This window comes from Acinetobacter sp. BZX-2, assembly GCF_055179795.1.
On sequence record NZ_CM143686.1, the window covers coordinates 2970616 to 2990595 of the forward strand.

The window sequence follows — 19980 nt, forward strand, 5'->3', positions numbered from 1 at the left end:
GGGCAGGTGAAGTTAAAAGGGCTTTTCTTGCCCATATTTTTGCCCTTTTTATTAGACGAATTTCGTAGATACATTGCTGTTTTCTTTCTAACTGTAGATGAAAAAGCTTTTATAATATTGAAAATAGTCAAACATTTATTTTATTTTGAGGAGATGCTGTTATGGCACTTTCACAGCCAGCAACGTTCAATGAAGAATGGTCAGACGAGCGTGTATTTGCCTATTTAACCCAACTTCCTCCTGAAGGTACCAACGCAGATTTTCACGTGCTTTATCATGCATTCAAACATATGCGTCCATTTGATTATGAGCGTTTATTGACTCAGTTTGTTGCTGATGGTCGTGACATCAATGCAACCAACCCAGAAGGTCAACGCATCCATGATGTGATTGCGCAATACCCACGTCAAAAAGATGGTTTTTTAGAAGTTTTGGCTAAATTTGCTTAACATTTAAAAGCTGAAGCTTAAAAACTGGAAAATGAACTATAAAAAACCTGCTTTCAAGCAGGTTTTTTATAGTATTAAACACGGGTCTAAGCAATGGCAACCGTATTAACGGTTTCCAATCAAGTATGCACCAAACAATGTAAATATTCCGCCAGAAACTCCATCAATCCATTTTGCAGCATTCTGATACGCGGCTTTAAAACTGGGTAATGAAAATACAAAAGCCACAAAGCTAAACCAAATCAATGTTTCTATAGACACAATCACAAAAAGTAGAGAATGAACACCATCTAAATTGGGATTCGCAAGAAATATTGAAAATACACTACCAAAATAAATCACAGCTTTCGGATTGGATAAATTGGTTAAAAATCCTTTCAGAAAAAAACGCAAATTGCTTTGTGGTAATTCAAATTTCTGTTGCTCTGTAACAGGTGTTTTACTGAAAGCCGACTTAAGCATTTGAAAACCCAACCAACACAAATAAATTCCGCCGATCACCAGCATGACTTGCTTTAACCAAGCCATTTTTTCAAAAATAATATTGAGTCCCAATAATGCTAAAAGTGCCCAAAACATCACTCCAGCGGTAATCCCAATCACAACAAACATCGATTGCTTTCTTGAGCGACTAATCGCCGTTTGCGAAACAAGGAAAAAGTCAGGTCCCGGTGTGATTAAAGCGCAAAAATGAATAAAAATTAATGTACATAAAGCAATCAACATCTTGAGAATCTCGTTGAATTTGGATAGTTATCTTACTACATTAATGTGAAAAGTTGTGTTTCTCTTGGCTTCAAATAAGACGTTATTCACGTATAAAAAAAGCAGATCTGCAATAAAAAATGCCCCAACATTTTGATGGGACATTTTCATCATTTTATAAAAGATAGTGTACTAAACCAAAATATCACGTTTACCATTAGCACCTTGTTCACTGACAATGCCCTGTTCTTGCATTTGATCCACAATACGTGCCGCACGGTTATAACCTAAACTGAACTTACGCTGTAACGATGAAACTGAAACCTTACGTGTTTCTAAAACAAAGGAAACACATTGATCATATAAAGCATCACGATTTGGATCACCATCACCATCTTCAAAACCACGTGAAGTTGGTTCTTCATCGTAAGGTGTCAAGATTTCATCGACATAATCTGGATCACCACGCTCACGCCATGCATCACAGATACGGTTGACTTCATCATCACTGATAAATGCGCCATGTACACGCTCAGGATCAATTTTACCCGGTCCGAGGAATAACATATCACCATGACCTAATAAGTCTTCTGCCCCACCACCATCAAGAATAGTACGTGAGTCAATCTTACTGTTTACACGTAAAGCGACACGGGTTGGAATATTGGCTTTGATCAAGCCTGTAATCACATCAACAGATGGTCGTTGTGTTGCAAGTAATAAATGGATACCCGCAGCACGTGATTTCTGCGCAAGACGAGTAATCATTTCTTCGGCTTTCTTACCCACTTGCATGATCATATCCGCGAATTCATCGGCAACAATCACAATCGATGGTAAAGGTTGTAATCTTGGCGCACGCTCATGCATAACCGAATCGCTTGGCTTCCACGTTGGATCAATGAGATCTTCACCATTGGCAATGGCTTCTTCAACTTTACGGTTATAGTCTGCCAATTTACGAATCTTTAAGAAAGACATCAACTTATAACGGCGTTCCATTTCATTGACACACCAATTCAACGCACTCACTGCATCTTTCATATCCGTCACAACAGGTGTCAATAAATGAGGAATATCATTATAGTTCGCCAATTCCAATTGTTTTGGATCGATGAGAATTAAACGCAATTGATCAGGTGTATATTTCAATAACATCGATAAAATCATCGAGTTCACTGCAACAGATTTACCTGAACCTGTAGTACCCGCAACCAGCATATGCGGTGCTTTACCCAAGTCAGTAATCACGGGATTACCCGAAATGTCCTTACCCATTGCCATTGAAAGCATCCCAGATGGGTCTTTAAACATTGGCGTTTCAAGGAGTTCAATCAAGCGAACCATTTCACGAGTGCTGTTTGGCACTTCAATTCCGATATAGGGTTTACCTGGAATCACCTCAACCACACGTACAGATGCCATCGACATTGAACGGGCTAAATCGCGTGAAATATTCGTCACTTTAGAGGCTTTCACACCCGGTGCCAAATCAAGCTCAAATCGAGTCACGACTGGTCCTGGCTGTGCTTCAATCACTTTTGCTTTGACATTGAATTCTTGAAGTTTTATCTCCAAAAGTTCTGATAAGCGTGAAAGTTGCTCTGCGGTAAAATTGACTTTTTTATTTGGATCAACTTTATCTAACAACTCTAAGCTGGGTAATGTTGGTAAATCACGGCGCTTTTGTGCAACTTGCATTGCGCGTGACATAGGACGCCCATAAGCATCTGTCAGTGGTGCATCTAAATCAAAATCATCATCAATTTGTGTTTGACTTTCAATGTCATCTTGAGGTTTACCAGCCGTTTCCTGCCATGCATCTCTAAAGGCGTCTTTATCAGAAGATATTAAAGATTTCTCTTCTTCACTCACTAAAGATGATGTTTGTAAATTTGTTTGGATTTCAGCACGTGCAAATGCAGTTGATTGTGCATAATTTGCAGTTGTTCTCGCTGCTGTCTGATGATCTGCTTGATGTTGTTGATCATTATCAATATCAATGAAATCATCATCTGCCAGCATTGCTAAATCATCTAACTCATTTACAAGACTTGCTGTTGCGGCCAACGTCGTTGCAGATGGACGATGGTTAAATTCAGCAAAAGTATGTTCAGAATGATTAGCCGAAGCATGATTTAGATGACTCTCAATTTGAGTTTGAGCTTGAACCGTTTCACTATTAAATGGGCTATGCACATCCGTTGCAGTCTGACCATTTGGAACAACGGCCAATAGCTCATCAAAAACTTGATCATCATCCCAGTTTAAAGACTTTGCTTGATGATTGTGTTTTGTTTCAAAAGCATCACGTGCAATATGTTCAGGCTCATTAAAAGCGTATTGTTGTTTTGAATCTATACGGTCTTGAGGATGATTGGCTGAATCATCCTCTGAAGCTTTTAAAAGCGCGTCAATATCACGATTATGATCTTGATCCTGTTGTAACGCCTTCCAAACCTCACCTGATGAAACTGTGCGTTTACTCTCTTGTTCTAAGCGATGGGCTTTTTCCAAGGTACGCTCTAGTTCTAAATCATCAATATCAGCAAAGTCATCTTGATCAAACTGTGGATGATGTTGAGTATTCTGTTCCTGCTCAACCATATCATCAAATAGACGTTCAGCGGCTTGAGAATGCTTACTATTTTTAACAACTAAATGTTCTTTTGCCGTCGTTTGATCGTCAGATTCTACAAACTCTGCTTGAGCAGTGATTGGTTCAGGTTTTTGAGTTGTTGAACGGTTTTTATTTCTTGGAGGTGTGGTTAAGTCAAAAGCAGACTCACTTTCAGGAACATTTCTATAAAATAGTTCTTGTAAATATGCGGGTGTGGCTTTTAATGTTGACCATGTTTTATTCCATTGAATCCCAAAGGCCAAAGTAAATAAAACACCCAATAAAATCAGTAGTAATGCAACAGCACCATAAATGGTAATCAATTGAGTCAGGCTTTCTCCTAACTCATACCCAATGATTCCACCAGATGCATTTGCCAGTGTGTCTGCAGGTACATTCCAAATCAGATACAAAAGACTGGCACTTGCAAGTAAAATGAAGAATTGTGCAGCATAGCGAAATGGACGGCTTAAAAAACTTCTTGGCCACCATACTTGTACAGCTTCAACAAATATAAATACAGGGATAAGTAAACTTGCCCAACCTAAAAAACCAAACAATAAGTCTGCAATCCAAGCACCCGCAACACCACTGGCATTGGAAACCTGTTGAGTATCACTTGAAAGATGCATCCAACCTGGATCAAATGGTGTATATGTCACTGTTGCGAGGAACAGATATATCCCAAATGAAATCAAGAATATTGTTGTTAAAAAGCGCTGTGCATAAACATTTGACACCGCAGTCATATACTATCCTGTAACCAATTATTCAAATTACTCTTTTCTGAAGCTTTTAAACGCTCTTCAAAGCAGAAATCTTTATATTATGCACCTGTTCAACAAAAAAAGATGCACTATTATTTACCTGTGTTGTAAGTGTTTTTAAGAGTTCCGTGATTTATTTTCTAACAGAATTCTCTTCTATATAGCTCATTTCGATTTAGATGATCAATATTATCCACATCGATGCCACACAACTTTGCTAGAGTTTCACGTATAATTCTAGCAATTTCTATATTTTTTATAAAAAAGGATGACTCATGAGCGCTCGTCACTCTCGGTTAATTATTTTAGGTTCTGGTCCCGCAGGTTATAGTGCGGCGGTTTATGCTGCACGTGCGAATCTCAAACCAACCCTCATTGCAGGTATGCAATTGGGTGGTCAGCTGACAACGACAACTGAAGTAGATAACTGGCCGGGCGACCCTATCGGCTTAACTGGCCCTGCCTTAATGGATCGTATGCAAGCGCATGCTGAACGTTTTGGTACTGAAATCCTTTATGATCATATCAATGAAGTTGATTTGAACGTTCGTCCATTCGTTTTGAAAGGTGATATGGAAGAGTACACTTGTGATGCTTTAATTATTGCAACAGGTGCAACTGCACAATACTTAGGTTTGGAATCTGAGCAAGCCTATATGGGTCAAGGTGTGAGTGCTTGTGCGACCTGTGATGGTTTCTTCTATAAAAACCAAAAAGTGATGGTGGTAGGTGGTGGTAACACTGCTGTTGAGGAAGCGCTTTATTTATCAAATATCGCAGCGCATGTCACATTGGTACACCGTCGTGACAAGTTACGTTCTGAGAAAATCCTTCAAGATCATTTGCATGAAAAAGTGAAAGAAGGAAAAATTTCAATTATCTGGAATCATCAGGTCGATGAAGTTTTAGGTGATAGCGCATCTGGTGTGACTTCAGTGCGTATTAAATCGACTCAAGATGATTCAACTCAAGATGTTGATGTTTCGGGTATGTTTGTAGCGATTGGTCATAAACCCAATACAGGCATGTTTGAAGGACAACTTGAATTGCGCAACGGCTATATTCAAGTACATAGCGGTACTGCGGGTAATGCAACTGCAACTTCTGTTGCTGGTGTGTTTGCAGCTGGTGATGTTGCAGATGATGTTTATCGTCAAGCGATTACCTCTGCGGGTTCAGGCTGTATGGCTGCTTTAGATGCTGACCGTTACTTAGATGGTTTAGAATAAATATCCCCCATCGATTATTTTTTGTAAAAATAAACCGCCTATATGGCGGTTTATTTATTTTTAATTTATAAATAGTTGAATCATTTTTTATAATTTTAATATGGGAATAATATTGTGACTACAGCATGGACAGATGGTTATCAAACTGAAGTAAATTACACCTATGGTTATTACAAAGATTTAAGCCCAAACTATCAAAAATTTTGTTTACTTTTAAATGGCGTAGATTGTTCAAGCAATGATTTAGACGATATGCATTGTGAGCTTGGTTTTGGTCAAGGCGTGAGTCTCAATATTCATGCTGCTTCAAATTTTGGTATATTTTACGGCACGGATTTTAACCCTGCACATGCAGCACATGCTGATCAATTGGCAGAACAATGTCTCGTTCCGCATCATTTCTATGACGCAAGTTTTGAAGAATTATTAAATAAAGATTTACCCATGTTTAACTCGATCAGCTTGCATGGGATTTGGAGTTGGATTAGTCATGAAAATCAACACATTATTTTAAAATTCATTCGGAAATTCTTAAAACCCAATGGTATTGTCTATATCAGCTATAACTGCGTGACGGGTTGGGCAGCCAATATGCCAATTCGTGAGTTATTTCATAGCCATTTTAAATTTAACAGCACCAGTACCAACCCGATTCAAAAGGTCAAAGATTCTCTCGCATTTAGCGAATCTCTTTTACAACAAAATCCAAATTTCGCTAAACGTAATCCAAATGCGTTAAGTAAAGTACAAGATTTACAAAATCAAAACCCGAATTATTTGATTCATGAATATTTAAACCAAGATTGGCAATGCTTTTCATTTCAACAAGTGGTTCGAATTTTAGAAGACGTTAAACTGTCTTATGCAGGTTCAACTGATCTAAATACGCAATTGGATAATATTAATTTTACTCAAGAGCACCAAACTTTTCTGAATCAAATTGAACATCCCATTTTTAAAGAACAATGTCACGACTATTTTGCAAATACACAATTTAGAAAAGATCTATTCATCCGTGGAAAAAATAATTTAACAGCTTTGCAAAAACAGCATCGTCTTAGAAATACAGCCTTTGTATTGCTTACGGCACCTGAAACTTTGCCAAAAACTATTAATGGGTATTTGGGTGAATTTAATTTAATTCAAGATATTTATGAACCTTTAGGTGCGTATTTCAAAAAGCAGGACTATCAACCTCAGACCATTGCTGAATTAGAAAAAGCAATTCCGAATTTAAATTATGCGCAAATTTTAAATGCATTGGTCATTCTCTGTCATTTAGGTTTAGCTTTACCTTGCTCACAGAATCCAGCAACAGAAGAACAACTTCAATATTCTCAAAAGCTCAATCATTACATGCTAGAGCAAGCCAGTTATCATCAAAATTATCAAGTGTTAGCATGCGCAATCACTGGAATTGGCATTCCTGCAGATCAATTTAGCCAATTGTACTATCGCGCTCATTTTGTCGATGGTCTTAAAACAGCAAAACAGTTCGCTGAATACATTCAAGACGTTCTTGATCAATTGGATTGGAAAGTTTTAGATCAAGATGGAAATGCAGTATCAGAGCGAAAGAAAAGTTTGGAAGTATTACAAGAAAAAGCGCAAAAGTTTATTCAGAGTGATAAATTAAAAATTGCCAAGCAACTGAAACTTTTTGCATAACATCTAACACGACACAACCCGCAAAGATCAGCTAATATAAAGCTGATCTTTTTTATTTGATGATGCAACGTGAGTCAACTTCCTCTTTCACAATTTATATTTCCAGATCCAGTTGAAGCTGATCCAGATGAACAAGGTCTTATTTGCATTGGTGCAGATTTAACAGCGCCCACGCTTTATGAAGCATATACCCATGGGTTATTCCCATGGTTTTCAGAAGGTGAACCCATCTGTTGGTGGAGTCCTGAACCACGCTGTATTATCCGTCCGAATGATTATCAACCCAGTAAATCTTTGCTGCGCAATATGAAGAAGTTTGACTATGCGATTACCATCAATCGTAACTTTGAAACAGTCATTCGTTCTTGCGCGATGCCACGTAGCTATGCAGATGAAACATGGATTTCTGAGGATATTATCCAAGGATATTGTGATTTATTCGAAGCAGGTTATGCATACAGCGTTGAAGTTTGGGATCAAAATACCATCGTTGGTGGACTATATGGCGTCACTATTGGTCATGGCTGTTTTGGTGAATCTATGTTTAGTACGCAAACTGACGTATCCAAAATGGCTTTTTATACATTAATGTTGATTGGTCGAGAAAATCATTTACCTTGGATTGATTGTCAATTGGTCAATGATCACCTCATCAGCCTCGGTGCTTGTACACTTTCTCGTCAGGAATACCTTAAATCGTTACAAGATGTAATAAAACAGCCCCCTATAGATTGGAAAAGTTATCAAGAGCGTGTATTTTCAAGTAAAACAATAGCGAATTTTTCGCATTTAATGGAATGAAAATAAAGGAGGGACATGATTTATGAATTCGTATCATCCCAAGTCCCTGTTAAACGACTTACAGTACTATATTACACCACCCCATGATTGTAGTTATTTGGAAAATAAATCTGCAAGAATGGTCTTTCTTGATCCTATTCAACGAATAGACGTGGTCACACTTTCTGAACTGTCTAGGGTTGGCTTTAGACGCAGTGGTGATTTCGTTTATCGTCCAGAGTGTCATCTTTGCCGACAGTGCCTCTCCTGCCGTGTGCCTGTTGCCGAATTTAAAATGAGTAGTGCCCAGAAAAAAGCATGGAAACGCAATCAAGACTTAACCGTTAAAATTATTCCAACCCAACAAGCCACTCAAATACATTATCAGCTTTATGAACGCTACATTCTTGAACGGCATGCAGATGGAGATATGTTTCCGCCTAGCTATGATCAATTTGAGAAATTTTTAATCCACAGTTGTACCGATAGCTTCTTCTTAGAATTGTGGAAAGATGACCGACTGATTAGTGTTTCAACTTGTGATCAATTAGATGATGGCGTATCTGCTGTTTATACTTTTTTCGATCCAGATGAAAACAAACGCTCATTGGGTGTTTTTGCGGTGTTAAAACAAATCGAATATGTGCAATCACTTAACTTAGATTATGTGTATTTAGGCTATTGGGTTCCACACTCCAATAAAATGAATTACAAATCTCAATATGCACCTTTTGAACTTCTATTAGATGGTCAATGGCGACGTATTAACCGCCATTTAGAAGCGCAAGAGATTCAACAATTGGGAGACATGCTGATGACTACACTACCTTCTGAATGGAACGAGCCGATTATCAAATAATCGGCTTTTTTAGCTTTGATTTTGCTTTAAGATTTTTACTTTAATTTAACGTCAGTTCGGGATAAATTCTGATGTAAGTTATTGAAAAGATAGATCATGCACAACGGAGTCTTACCGTTTAAAGTCAAATGTAAGGATTAACCTTCGGTTCGACCTGAGAGGTATTACCTCGCAAGGCTTTCGGGAAAAGTAGGCAAAACCATTTGTCAGTCGCCAACTCGACAGATACTATCTAGTCCCTAATATATCGCAAAAACAGTATATTACAGATGTAGTCCTGCCTCGAACAATGCGACTGACGTTTCCGCGTATCATATAGTTGAGAATATACTTATCTCGAGTTCAGGTTAATTTAAATACAACTACTTAAACAACTGAGAAAAATCATCACCGCAGGTTTTGACCATGATAATGGCATGTTCACGACCACCCTCTTTTTTAGGATAATAATTTCTTCTTAAATCAATTTGATGAAATTCTGCCTTTTCATATAAAGCGATTGCCGCTTGATTTGACTCACGTACTTCAAGAAAAATTTGCACAGGATTATTTTTGAGTAATGCAATCGATTCATCTAAAAGCTTAAAACCCAAACCTTTGCCCTGCTGACTCGGATGAATTGCCATCAATAACAAATTCGCCTCATCTAAAACAGGCTGTAAAATACAAAAGCCAACAACTTGATGATCTTGCTCAATCACTGTAGCCAAATAACCATCGATTGATTCTTCAAATTGTTTTTTTGTCCACGGGTGACTTTGCACCAAGTTTTCAATTTCAACGACAATTTGCACATCGGAAGCTTGCATTAAACGAATCATCTTCGTTCATCAACTTAAAATAAAAAATGAATTATAAGAAATTATCAAAAGATGTCTAATAAAAAGAGCAACGATTGTTGCTCTCTTCAAAACGAACACATGGTCAACCATCAATTTAAAATATTAGATAACCTGAACTCGAGATAAGTATATTCTCAACTATATGATACGCGGAAACGTCAGTCGCATTGTTCGAGGCAGGACTACATCTGTAATATACTGTTTTTGCGATATATTAGGGACTAGATAGTATCTGTCGAGTTGGCGACTGACAAATGGTTTTGCCTACTTTTCCCGAAAGCCTTGCGAGGTAATACCTCTCAGGTCGAACCGAAGGTTAATCCTTGCATTTGACTTTAAACGGTAAGACTCCGCTGTGCATGATTTATCTTTTCAATAACTTACATCAGAATTTATCCCGAACTGACGTTAGATACCTAATTTGGTTTTCCATTTCTCCAACAACGCAACAGTATCTAAATCATTTGGATGAAAGCCAGGTTTAAAATATGCCAGCATCTCGCCCGCCATTCCTGCAATGATCCCTTTCGATGGGCTGTAGGCATATTTATAAATCATACCTAATTCTTTCAAATTCAGCTTACCATCTTGCTTGAGTAAACGTAAAACAAATGATGTTTGCGTTAACCCTATCAATATCATCGCAACAACTAATGCGGTATTACGTAACGCATATGCTTTTACGCCGCGCCCAAAAATTTCTTCATAAACATCGTAGGCAACGGCTTTATGTTCATTTTCTTCTACCGCATGCCATAACCACATATATTGCATGGTCTGGTCTTTCATCAATTCTTGAATATGCGGATTACGCAGTAATTCTGAAGCAATTGTCGCGGTAAAATGTTCAAGTGCTGTTGTCGCAGTCAAATCTACCATTTCTTGAGTCATACCAAATGGTTTAACCAATTTAGCAAATAACTTACGTCCTGTTTGGATGACCACACCTGTTCTGCGTTCCAAGGTTTCAATGTCATGCCCATATTTTTGGGCTGAAGCATTGAAGTTAACATGTTCTTGGGTATGCATTGCCTCTTGACCAATAAAAGCACTGATTTCTTTTTGCAGTTTTTCATTGTCTTTAATGGCAGGGTGATAACGTACAGCACGGACTGAATCAATAAATAATTTTTCGCCATCTGGAAATAGTGCAGATAAAGCCGTCATAAAGTGAGTTAAACCTGCTGAACCACTCACCCAATATTCTGGAACTTGATCGAAATCAAAATTCATGCGACGTACTGGGAATGATGCACCTGCACGGTTGGAAATATTCACTTTAGCATTCATTGCTGTTGCTCCTTTTAGCGTACTTTTCAGTACACAAAACTTTATGTTTGTTTTTCTTAATTGTTATATTACGTCTTTATTAAAATGTAATAAGTGCAATTTAGGTCATACAAATATCAGTTAAGGACAGCTTTAGAGTGAAATTGTCGAACAATTTTATTGATGTTTAAAAATCATAACTTAAGCTTAATATTGACTTAATTTTATTCATTACTAAGGCCCATAAATGCATATGAGCCGGATCCACATAAAACTTAGGCGACTTTTATTTTTGCTTTGGCTTTCGGCTGTTGTGTTGCCGCAGACCAAACCAAGTTACGACTCTCTATAGGCTGGCTGTATATTTCAGTATCTTTCTCTAAATTATGGCTTACAAACCATTCAGAAGATTGACCTTGACGAGGTAATACCCAATCACCACGCTGTATATAACCAGACTGCATACCGTGAACAATACTATGACCTGTACTCTCATTCGCTGGTGCAACAGCTTTAACGACAGCCATTTGACGAATATCCATCTCATTCAGTAAACGGCAAATATAGTCACAAGCTAGATCAATTTTTAGCGTCCAAGGTGCATTGGTATAACCAAATAAATAAGCAAAATTTGGAGCATCCTCAATCAATACCCCCTTATAGCTCATTTTCTCATTTGCTTTGATTTGCACGCCATCCACTGCGATTTCGATACCGCCCAACATTTGCAATTCAAGACCCGTTGCCGTCACAATGATATCGGCTTCAAGCGTTTTACCAGATTGAAGTAAAATACCTGTTTCAGTAAAACGCTCAATTTGATCGGTCACAACAGATGCCTTACCATCACGAATGACTTTGAATAAATCATTGTCAGGAATAGCACATAAACGCTCATCCCAAGGCATATAAGTCGGCGTAAAATGCTCCATATCACATTGGCCACCTAACTCTTTCTGCGCACCTGAAAGTAAGAATGAACGCATTTGTTTAGGGAACCGACGTGATAATTTATAAATGCCACGCTGCATAAAGATATTACGTTTACGGAAAATTTTATAAACCAATTCTTCTGATAACACGCGTCTACAAGCATCTACCAATTTGTCCGTATTAGGTACATTAATCACATAGCTTGGTGAACGCTGAAGCATGGTGATATGTGCGGTATCATTGGCCATTGCAGGAATCAAAGTGACAGCCGTTGCACCACTTCCAATCACAACAACTTGTTTATTCTTATAATCTAAATTTTCTGGCCAGTGTTGTGGATGAACAATACGTCCCTTATAGTTTTCTACACCTTCAAATTTCGGCGTATATCCCTGATCATGGTTATAATAGCCCGTTGCAGTGATCAAAAAATTACAGGTAAATTGGCATGCTTTACCATTAGACTCATCAATGGCATCTACAGTCCAACGATTTGTTTCCGTTGAAAAATTTGCAGAGATGATTTTAATACCATAGCGAATTTTTTTATCCACACCAAATTTTTGCGCAGTTTCTTGTAAATATTGCTTGATCGATTCACCTGCCGCCAGCACTTTATTGCTATTCCACGGACTAAATTTAAAACCAAAACTAATCACATCTGAATCCGAACGAATCCCAGGATAGCGGAACAAATCCCACGTACCACCTAAAGACTGTCTACGCTCTAAGATCGTATAAGATTGATTCGGATTCTGCTGTGAAAGCTGACATCCCATGCCAATTCCAGACAGTCCTGCACCAATAATCACCACATCATATTCCATGTTCATTTTAAATATCCCTATCTTTGTTCTTTGGATAACTTAAATATTATCGATAATCCCAGTTTAAACTTGACTTTATGAGACATATATTTAACTCTATGAGACATGCGAATTCATACCTACAGAATGGTTAATTTGGTGGATAAATACAATATAAAATATTGATTTTTAATAATATTAATTATTTAAACTTTATAAAATGATATGGAAATAGTTTAAACAAAACGATTTTTATTTCACCACTGCAAATATTTATGGCAGGACCAAGGTACCGTTTTTTAAAATGAATTCTTCTTATTTTGGAGTAACATATTCAATATTTTCAAGATATTCATTGATATATTGTTTCTGTTAAACAGCATAGTTAGCGACAACAAAGTGCTCAGCTTTTTTACTCAATTTTAGTGAAATTTTTATACTGCTTAACTGATTTTAGGCAGGTCTTGAATCTATGTTTCAATCTAATTTATTTGAGTAGAAAAACCAAAGCTATAAAAAAACGCCCCAGAGGGGCGTTTTTTTATACATAAGGGCTTATAGAGTTACTTTCGCAACAACACCAGCACCTACTGTACGACCACCTTCACGGATCGCAAAACGTAGACCTGGGTCCATTGCGATTGGGTGAATCAATTCTACTGACATTTCAACGTTGTCACCTGGCATAACCATTTCAACGCCGTCTTGTAATTGGATTGCACCAGTTACGTCAGTTGTACGGAAATAGAACTGCGGACGGTAACCGTTAAGGAATGGAGTATGACGACCACCTTCTTCTTTTGAAAGTACATATACTTCCGCATCGAATTTAGTGTGTGGCTTGATTGTACCTGGTTTAGCAAGTACTTGACCACGTTGTACGTCTTCACGCTTAGTACCACGTAAAAGTACACCACAGTTCTCGCCTGCACGACCTTCGTCAAGCAATTTACGGAACATTTCTACGCCAGTTACAGTTGTTTTAACTGTATCTTTAATACCAACGATTTCTACTTCTTCGCCTACTTTAACAATACCAGACTCTACACGACCTGTTACTACTGTACCACGACCTGAAATAGAGAATACGTCTTCGATTGGCATTAAGAATGCTTTGTCGATCGCACGTTCTGGTTCTGGAATATAAGAATCAAGTGCTTCAACAAGTGAAAGTACTGCAGATTCGCCATATTGACCAGCATCACCATTAAGTGCAGCAAGTGCTGAACCACGGATGATAGGTGTGTCATCACCTGGGAAGTCATAAGTAGAAAGAAGTTCACGAACTTCCATTTCTACTAATTCTAGTAATTCTTCATCATCAACAAGGTCACACTTGTTCAGGAATACTAGGATGTAAGGTACACCTACTTGGCGAGAAAGAAGGATGTGTTCACGTGTTTGTGGCATTGGACCATCAGTCGCAGCACATACAAGGATCGCACCGTCCATCTGAGCAGCACCAGTGATCATGTTTTTAACATAATCGGCGTGTCCTGGGCAGTCTACGTGCGCGTAGTGACGAATTGGAGAATCGTATTCTACGTGTGAAGTATTAATTGTAATACCACGTGCTTTTTCTTCTGGTGCAGAGTCGATTGCTGCGTAGTCTTTCGCTTCACCGCCGTAAGTTTTTGCACAGATTGTTGCAATTGCAGCAGTTAAAGTTGTTTTACCATGGTCAACGTGACCAATTGTACCCACGTTTACGTGTGGCTTATTACGTTCAAACTTAGCCTTAGCCATGAGAGCTTCCTTTTTAAACTACTCATGCAGGGTCACTGCATGAGCATTTGGTTTTTAACTATGAATTAGTTTGGGCTTATAGTAATCGAAAGATTACTCGTCGTCACCTTTTTTACCGCCAGACTGGAATTTAGAAATGATGCCTTCAGCCACGTTACGTGGAGTTTCAGCATATTTAGCAAATTCCATAGAGTATGTCGCACGACCTTGAGACATAGAACGCATTTGAGTCGCGTAACCAAACATCTCAGCAAGTGGAACTTCAGCACGAATTGCTTTAGTACCGCCAGGAAGATCGTCCATACCTTGAACCATACCACGGCGACGGTTTAAGTCACCCATGATATCGCCCATGTAGTCTTCAGGAGTTTCTACTTCAACTTTCATGATTGGTTCAAGCAAGATAGGATCTGCTTTCATGAAACCATCACGGAATGCGTAAGAACCTGCCATTTTGAACGATAATTCGTCAGAATCGACATCATGGTAAGAACCATCAAATAATGTCGCTTTGATACCCACAACAGGGTAACCAGCCAATACACCATTCTTCATACGTTCTTGAATACCTTTGTCAACCGCGCCGAAGAATTCTTTAGGTACAACACCACCTACAACTTCTTCAACGAATTGGTATTCTTTACCAGCTTCTTCAACATCCATAGGCTCTAAACGAACATATACATGACCGAATTTACCTTTACCACCTGTTTGACGTACGAACTTACCTTCTTGCTCAACAGATTTCTTAATCGTTTCGCGGTAAGCAACCATTGGTTTACCAATGTTCGCTTCAACGTTAAATTCACGTTTCATACGGTCAACGATGATGTCAAGGTGAAGCTCACCCATACCAGCAATAATTGTTTGACCAGATTCTTCGTCTGTGCGAACACGGAACGATGGATCTTCTTTCGCCAAACGACCTAAAGCAATCGACATTTTTTCTTGGTCTGCTTTAGTTTTTGGTTCAACTGCAAGTGCAATTACTGGCTCAGGGAATTCCATACGCTCTAAAGTGATGATGTTTTTCTCATCACAAAGTGTATCACCAGTAGTTACGTCTTTAAGACCTACACACGCAGCGATATCACCCGCACGGATTTCTTCAACGTCTTGACGATCGTTTGCGTGCATTTGCACGATACGACCAATACGTTCACGTTTAGATTTAACTGGGTTATAAACAGAATCACCTTGTTTAAGAACACCCGAGTAAACACGTACGAAAGTCAAGTTACCTACGAATTTGTCGTTCATGATTTTGAACGCTAACGCAGAGAACGGAGCTTCGTCAGATGCTTCACGAATCGCTTTAGTTTCAGCTTTATCGTCAAGTACACCTTCGATTGCTTTAACTTCTGTAGGCGATGGTAAGAATTCAATTACAGCATCCAACATACGTTGAACACCTTTGTTTTTGAACGCTGTACCACAAAGCATTGGTTGAATTTGACAAGCCAAAGTTTGAACACGTAAACCATTAACGATTTGCTCTTTGTTCAAATCGCCATTGTTAAGGTATTCATCCATTAACTCTTCAGAAGCTTCAGCAGCAGCTTCAACCATGTTTGTACGCCATTCTTCAGCAGAAGCTTGAAGTTCAGCTGGAATTTCACCGTATTCGAACTGCATACCTTGTGAAGCTTCATCCCAAATGATCGCTTTCATTTCGATCAAGTCGATTACACCTAGGAAATCTTCTTCAGCACCAATTGGAATAACCACTGGTACAGGATGCGCACCAAGACGAGTCTTCATTTGTTCAACAACGCGGAAGAAGTTTGCACCAGTACGGTCCATCTTGTTCACGAATGCTAAACGAGGTACTTGGTATTTGTTCGCTTGACGCCATACAGTTTCAGACTGAGGTTGAACACCACCTACAGCACAGTAAACCATACACGCACCATCAAGAACACGCATAGAACGTTCAACTTCGATTGTGAAGTCTACGTGTCCCGGAGTATCAATTACGTTGATACGGTGTTCAGGGAACTGCTTACTCATACCTGACCAGAATGTAGTCGTCGCAGCAGAAGTGATGGTAATACCACGTTCTTGCTCTTGCTCCATCCAGTCCATTGTTGCTGCACCATCATGTACTTCACCAATTTTGTGAGATACACCTGTGTAGAACAAGATACGTTCAGTCGTTGTAGTTTTACCCGCATCAATATGTGCAGAAATACCAATGTTACGATAACGAGAAATTGGGGTTTGACGAGCCATGATTTCTTGCATTCCTAAATTTTGTTGTTTAAAACAGGACGCATCAATAACTTATTGATGCGTACGGATACTCAATACGAATTTAAGGACAACTTAAATTCCCGCGAATCCCCCACTAGAGTAGAGGGCGATGTTAAATCGAGCTGCAATACGCATGAGTATTCTCCTGATTAGGGACTGTTTTAGCCGCTTAGAAGCGGTAGTGAGAGAAGGCTTTGTTGGCTTCAGCCATACGGTGCACATCTTCACGTTTTTTGATCGCTGAGCCTTTACCTTCAGCTGCATCTAGCAACTCACCAGCAAGACGTAACGCCATAGTTTTTTCAGAACGCTTAGCAGCAGCATCTACTAACCAACGCATAGCTAGGGCAGTACGACGGGATGGGCGCACTTCCATAGGTACTTGATAAGTAGCACCACCAACACGGCGTGCTTTTACTTCGACCATAGGACGAACTTTTTCAAGAGTAGTCTCGAAAAATTCAACTGGGTCTACTTTGTTTTTTTCTTGAACGCGATCTAAAGCACCGTAAACGATACTTTCTGCAATCGATTTTTTACCATCTTGCATTACGTGGTTCATGAATTTAGCGATTGTTTGGCTACTGAACTTCGGATCCGGAAGGATTTCACGAGCAGCGACTACGCGACGTCTTGGCATTTTAAACTACCTATAAATATGACACTTCAGGTTTATCCAGCATGAGCACAAAGTGTCGTGTGCTATTCACTGGCCTTACTACACGTCGCTTGAATTTCACAAAATTAAATGCAGAAATCAGACAAGCGAGACGATAAAGGATTGCGGTTCTATTGTCTAAAGAAGCTAATTCTTAACGAATTATTTCTTAGGACGTTTAGTACCGTATTTTGAACGAGACTGGTTACGATCTTTAACACCAGCACAGTCCAAAGAACCACGAACGGTATGGTAACGTACACCCGGTAAGTCTTTAACACGACCACCACGGATAAGAACAACACTGTGCTCTTGTAGGTTATGACCTTCACCACCGATATAGCTTGAAACTTCGAAACCTGAAGTTAAGCGAACACGGCAAACTTTACGCATTGCTGAGTTAGGTTTTTTAGGTGTGGTTGTATAAACACGTGTACAAACACCACGGCGTTGTGGACAAGCCTTTAACGCAGGAACTTTTGATTTTTCAACCAAAGTCGTACGACCCTTGCGGATCAACTGATTTGTTGTTGCCATATGGCAATTCTCCCGTTAATAAAAAGCCTCAAAAAAGTACCACTTTTTGAGGGCATGCAATTGTAAGCCAAGAAGTAAAAATGGTCAACATTCAACATACCGTCAAATATTGACCATCCGATCTTTTAACTCAAATTTCAAACAATTTTACTCAGCATTATTTCCTGATTTATCAATCGCTTCATTATTTAGCTTTTCTGTTTTTGCTGTGACTGCCTTAGGTTTTGCAGGTGCGCGCTTTTTTGTTACAGTTTTTGCTGTAGCTTGATTTTTCACTTCAGGCTGTACTGCTGTCGCCGCCGTCTTTTTTGGAGCAGTACGACGAGGCTTGGTTTGAGTCGGTTTAACTTCGGCCTTTTCTTGCACATGCGTATCTGCAAGTGATTGAATACCTTGCTGAACTTCTTGCTCAATTTGTGGCTTCTGTTCAGTTGCTGTTGTTTTTACTTGGACTGCAACTTGTTTAATGCTGTCATTCTCAGTCGATGTTTGTACTGATTCATCAATTGCGCTCAGCTCTGCATGCTGATTTTGATGACGGTCTTGCACAGAAATATCATTTAACAATAAAGGGCTGGCTTGAGATAACAACTCTACGGATTTCTCATAAGCGTCTAAGACACTGATTTGTGCATTCGAATGTTGTAATAAATAATTTTGCGCACCTGAGAAAACAAGCTCTGCCTGATCAGTTGCATCTTCAACCAATTTCCAACTATAAACTGCACTTATTCCCATGGTTGCCAATGGTGTTAAACGAGAAAGCAAACCCAATTGTGGTAAGTTATTCATCCAATTTAATTTAAATGAACCATCATCATTGGCAATCCACTTTTTAAGTAATTCAATATCATTACCAGAACCTAAAAGTTGCTGCAATTGAGTCACATTATGTGTTTCCATCACGCCAGTAAATGCACGAATGGCTGCCATCAACGCTTGTTTTTCCGCAACTGAACCTAAATCAATTTGCTTAAAAATATATTCAACGACTGCTTGATCTTGAAGATTTAACTCAAAACCATGTGCTCGACCTGTTTGATAAATACTTCTTAAAGCAAGTGCAAGTGAAGTCGGAACATCAATAATTGCACCTATACCGCCTACAGCACCTGTTAATGTGCCTTGAATCGCAGCAATAATTTTATTTTGATTGGCAATTGCAGTACTAATTCGTTTTGACCGCGCAGGATCATTCGCCAATTCAGTTAGGTTTTTTGCACCAACTTCTTTTAATAACGCCTCTACTGAACTCCACTCAGAAACAAAATCATTCAATTTATCAAAAAGGTAATCTGACAATTTATCGTTCAAATCAGGGGAAATAAAAGCAGCAACATTGTTAATCTTTTTATAATGTTTGCCTAACAACTTACCTGTGACACTGGGCAAATGTTCACGCATCATTTGTTGAGGATTCTCGTATTTTTTCGGTTCAAATGCAGTTTTCTCTTTGGCAAAGCCTTGAATCACTTTTTCATCTTTAGGGTTTTGCACTAACTTACTCACCGAACCTGGTGCAACATGATTGATCATATCAAGCCCTGTTTCACCCAGCTTTTTCGCCATACCAAAAGCGTTAGAGATCAAACCACCACGTTGTTTATTCTTCGAATCAGACATAATCTTTTGCTCACCCATTTATATTTCTATACAAAATCATCGGTATTGTTGCACTCGTTATCCACTGTAATCTGTTTTGATTGGTTAAAGAAGTAAAAATTTTAAACATTTACTGTTGTTTTTTTTACTGTTGTTCTTTGTGACACAATTTGTCGCAGTAGCGTAAATACTAACTTTGCATTTGTATTTTTATTCACTAAGATAAATTTAGACTTTAGTTTTTTGAATTTATTTAA

Annotated in this window: 14 protein-coding genes and 2 pseudogenes; 5 read left to right on the top strand and 11 right to left on the bottom strand. The window is 38.7% G+C overall.

Annotated features, from left to right (window positions below):
• The first annotated feature begins 161 nt into the window (after nt 1–161).
• The gene (locus ACY45D_RS13990) at nt 162–449 is read left to right on the top strand and encodes a PA4642 family protein (RefSeq protein WP_010115377.1); all 288 of its coding nucleotides are present in this window, start codon (nt 162–164) and stop codon (nt 447–449) included.
• 105 nt (nt 450–554) lie between these two features.
• Here the strand turns inward: ACY45D_RS13990 and rhtC are convergent, their stop codons facing one another.
• The 3 genes and pseudogenes from rhtC to ACY45D_RS14005 form a co-directional block, all read right to left on the bottom strand.
• Entirely contained in the window at nt 555–1175 is a 621-nt protein-coding gene (gene rhtC / locus ACY45D_RS13995; RefSeq protein WP_463107277.1) for a threonine export protein RhtC, read from the bottom strand.
• A gap of 171 nt (nt 1176–1346) precedes the next feature.
• A pseudogene (locus tag ACY45D_RS14000) lies at nt 1347–3677 on the bottom strand (DNA translocase FtsK); the annotation flags it as partial.
• A gap of 242 nt (nt 3678–3919) precedes the next feature.
• Nucleotides 3920–4523: pseudogene (locus ACY45D_RS14005) on the bottom strand (DNA translocase FtsK 4TM domain-containing protein); the annotation flags it as partial.
• 293 nt (nt 4524–4816) lie between these two features.
• Here ACY45D_RS14005 and trxB point away from each other — a divergent pair.
• The 4 genes from trxB to ACY45D_RS14025 all read left to right on the top strand — a co-directional run bounded on the left by trxB (nt 4817) and on the right by ACY45D_RS14025 (nt 9077).
• Entirely contained in the window at nt 4817–5770 is a 954-nt protein-coding gene (trxB, locus tag ACY45D_RS14010) for a thioredoxin-disulfide reductase (protein ID WP_463107278.1), read from the top strand.
• A 114-nt stretch (nt 5771–5884) separates the two neighbouring features.
• A complete protein-coding gene (locus ACY45D_RS14015) occupies nt 5885–7438 on the top strand; it encodes a methyltransferase regulatory domain-containing protein (RefSeq protein ID WP_463107279.1) in 1554 nt (517 codons plus the stop codon).
• A 69-nt stretch (nt 7439–7507) separates the two neighbouring features.
• Entirely contained in the window at nt 7508–8239 is a 732-nt protein-coding gene (gene aat / locus ACY45D_RS14020; protein WP_463107280.1) for a leucyl/phenylalanyl-tRNA--protein transferase, read from the top strand.
• A 22-nt stretch (nt 8240–8261) separates the two neighbouring features.
• Nucleotides 8262–9077: an arginyltransferase gene (locus ACY45D_RS14025; protein WP_463107281.1), complete on the top strand. Its 816-nt coding sequence runs from the start codon at nt 8262–8264 to the stop codon at nt 9075–9077.
• Between the two features lie 362 nt (nt 9078–9439).
• Here the strand turns inward: ACY45D_RS14025 and rimI are convergent, their stop codons facing one another.
• The 8 genes from rimI to ACY45D_RS14065 form a co-directional block, all read right to left on the bottom strand.
• Nucleotides 9440–9898: a ribosomal protein S18-alanine N-acetyltransferase gene (gene rimI / locus ACY45D_RS14030; RefSeq protein ID WP_463107282.1), complete on the bottom strand. Its 459-nt coding sequence runs from the start codon at nt 9896–9898 to the stop codon at nt 9440–9442.
• 429 nt (nt 9899–10327) lie between these two features.
• Nucleotides 10328–11209: a metal-dependent hydrolase gene (locus ACY45D_RS14035; protein ID WP_463107283.1), complete on the bottom strand. Its 882-nt coding sequence runs from the start codon at nt 11207–11209 to the stop codon at nt 10328–10330.
• Nucleotides 11210–11463: 254 nt separating this feature from the next.
• Complete coding sequence (locus ACY45D_RS14040; protein ID WP_463107284.1) at nt 11464–12954, bottom strand: flavin-containing monooxygenase; 1491 nt, start codon at nt 12952–12954, stop codon at nt 11464–11466.
• A gap of 528 nt (nt 12955–13482) precedes the next feature.
• Entirely contained in the window at nt 13483–14673 is a 1191-nt protein-coding gene (gene tuf / locus ACY45D_RS14045) for an elongation factor Tu (protein WP_463107285.1), read from the bottom strand.
• Between the two features lie 93 nt (nt 14674–14766).
• Nucleotides 14767–16905 carry an elongation factor G gene (gene fusA / locus ACY45D_RS14050; protein WP_463107286.1) on the bottom strand — a complete coding sequence of 713 codons (2139 nt, stop codon included), beginning with the start codon at nt 16903–16905 and terminating at the stop codon, nt 14767–14769.
• A 190-nt stretch (nt 16906–17095) separates the two neighbouring features.
• Nucleotides 17096–17566 (bottom strand): 30S ribosomal protein S7, encoded by a 471-nt coding sequence (gene rpsG / locus ACY45D_RS14055; protein WP_005190966.1) that lies wholly within the window; start codon nt 17564–17566, stop codon nt 17096–17098.
• Nucleotides 17567–17746: 180 nt separating this feature from the next.
• Nucleotides 17747–18121 (bottom strand): 30S ribosomal protein S12, encoded by a 375-nt coding sequence (gene rpsL / locus ACY45D_RS14060; protein WP_002050319.1) that lies wholly within the window; start codon nt 18119–18121, stop codon nt 17747–17749.
• 147 nt (nt 18122–18268) lie between these two features.
• Nucleotides 18269–19744, bottom strand: coding sequence for an EcsC family protein (locus tag ACY45D_RS14065; RefSeq protein WP_463107287.1), 1476 nt, complete (start codon nt 19742–19744; stop codon nt 18269–18271).
• Nucleotides 19745–19980 lie beyond the last annotated feature (236 nt).

Excerpts from the sequence above, each read along its gene's own strand:
- fusA (WP_463107286.1), bottom strand. The coding sequence starts at position 16,905 with ATGGCTCGTCAAACCCCAATTTCTCGTTATCGTAACATTGGTATTTCT.
- ACY45D_RS13990 (WP_010115377.1), top strand. The coding sequence starts at position 162 with ATGGCACTTTCACAGCCAGCAACGTTCAATGAAGAATGGTCAGACGAG.
- tuf (WP_463107285.1), bottom strand. The coding sequence starts at position 14,673 with ATGGCTAAGGCTAAGTTTGAACGTAATAAGCCACACGTAAACGTGGGT.
- rhtC (WP_463107277.1), bottom strand. The coding sequence starts at position 1,175 with ATGTTGATTGCTTTATGTACATTAATTTTTATTCATTTTTGCGCTTTA.
- ACY45D_RS14035 (WP_463107283.1), bottom strand. The coding sequence starts at position 11,209 with ATGAATGCTAAAGTGAATATTTCCAACCGTGCAGGTGCATCATTCCCA.
- ACY45D_RS14025 (WP_463107281.1), top strand. The coding sequence starts at position 8,262 with ATGAATTCGTATCATCCCAAGTCCCTGTTAAACGACTTACAGTACTAT.
- rpsG (WP_005190966.1), bottom strand. The coding sequence starts at position 17,566 with ATGCCAAGACGTCGCGTAGTCGCTGCTCGTGAAATCCTTCCGGATCCG.
- rimI (WP_463107282.1), bottom strand. The coding sequence starts at position 9,898 with ATGATTCGTTTAATGCAAGCTTCCGATGTGCAAATTGTCGTTGAAATT.
- ACY45D_RS14065 (WP_463107287.1), bottom strand. The coding sequence starts at position 19,744 with ATGTCTGATTCGAAGAATAAACAACGTGGTGGTTTGATCTCTAACGCT.
- ACY45D_RS14040 (WP_463107284.1), bottom strand. The coding sequence starts at position 12,954 with ATGAACATGGAATATGATGTGGTGATTATTGGTGCAGGACTGTCTGGA.
- trxB (WP_463107278.1), top strand. The coding sequence starts at position 4,817 with ATGAGCGCTCGTCACTCTCGGTTAATTATTTTAGGTTCTGGTCCCGCA.
- rpsL (WP_002050319.1), bottom strand. The coding sequence starts at position 18,121 with ATGGCAACAACAAATCAGTTGATCCGCAAGGGTCGTACGACTTTGGTT.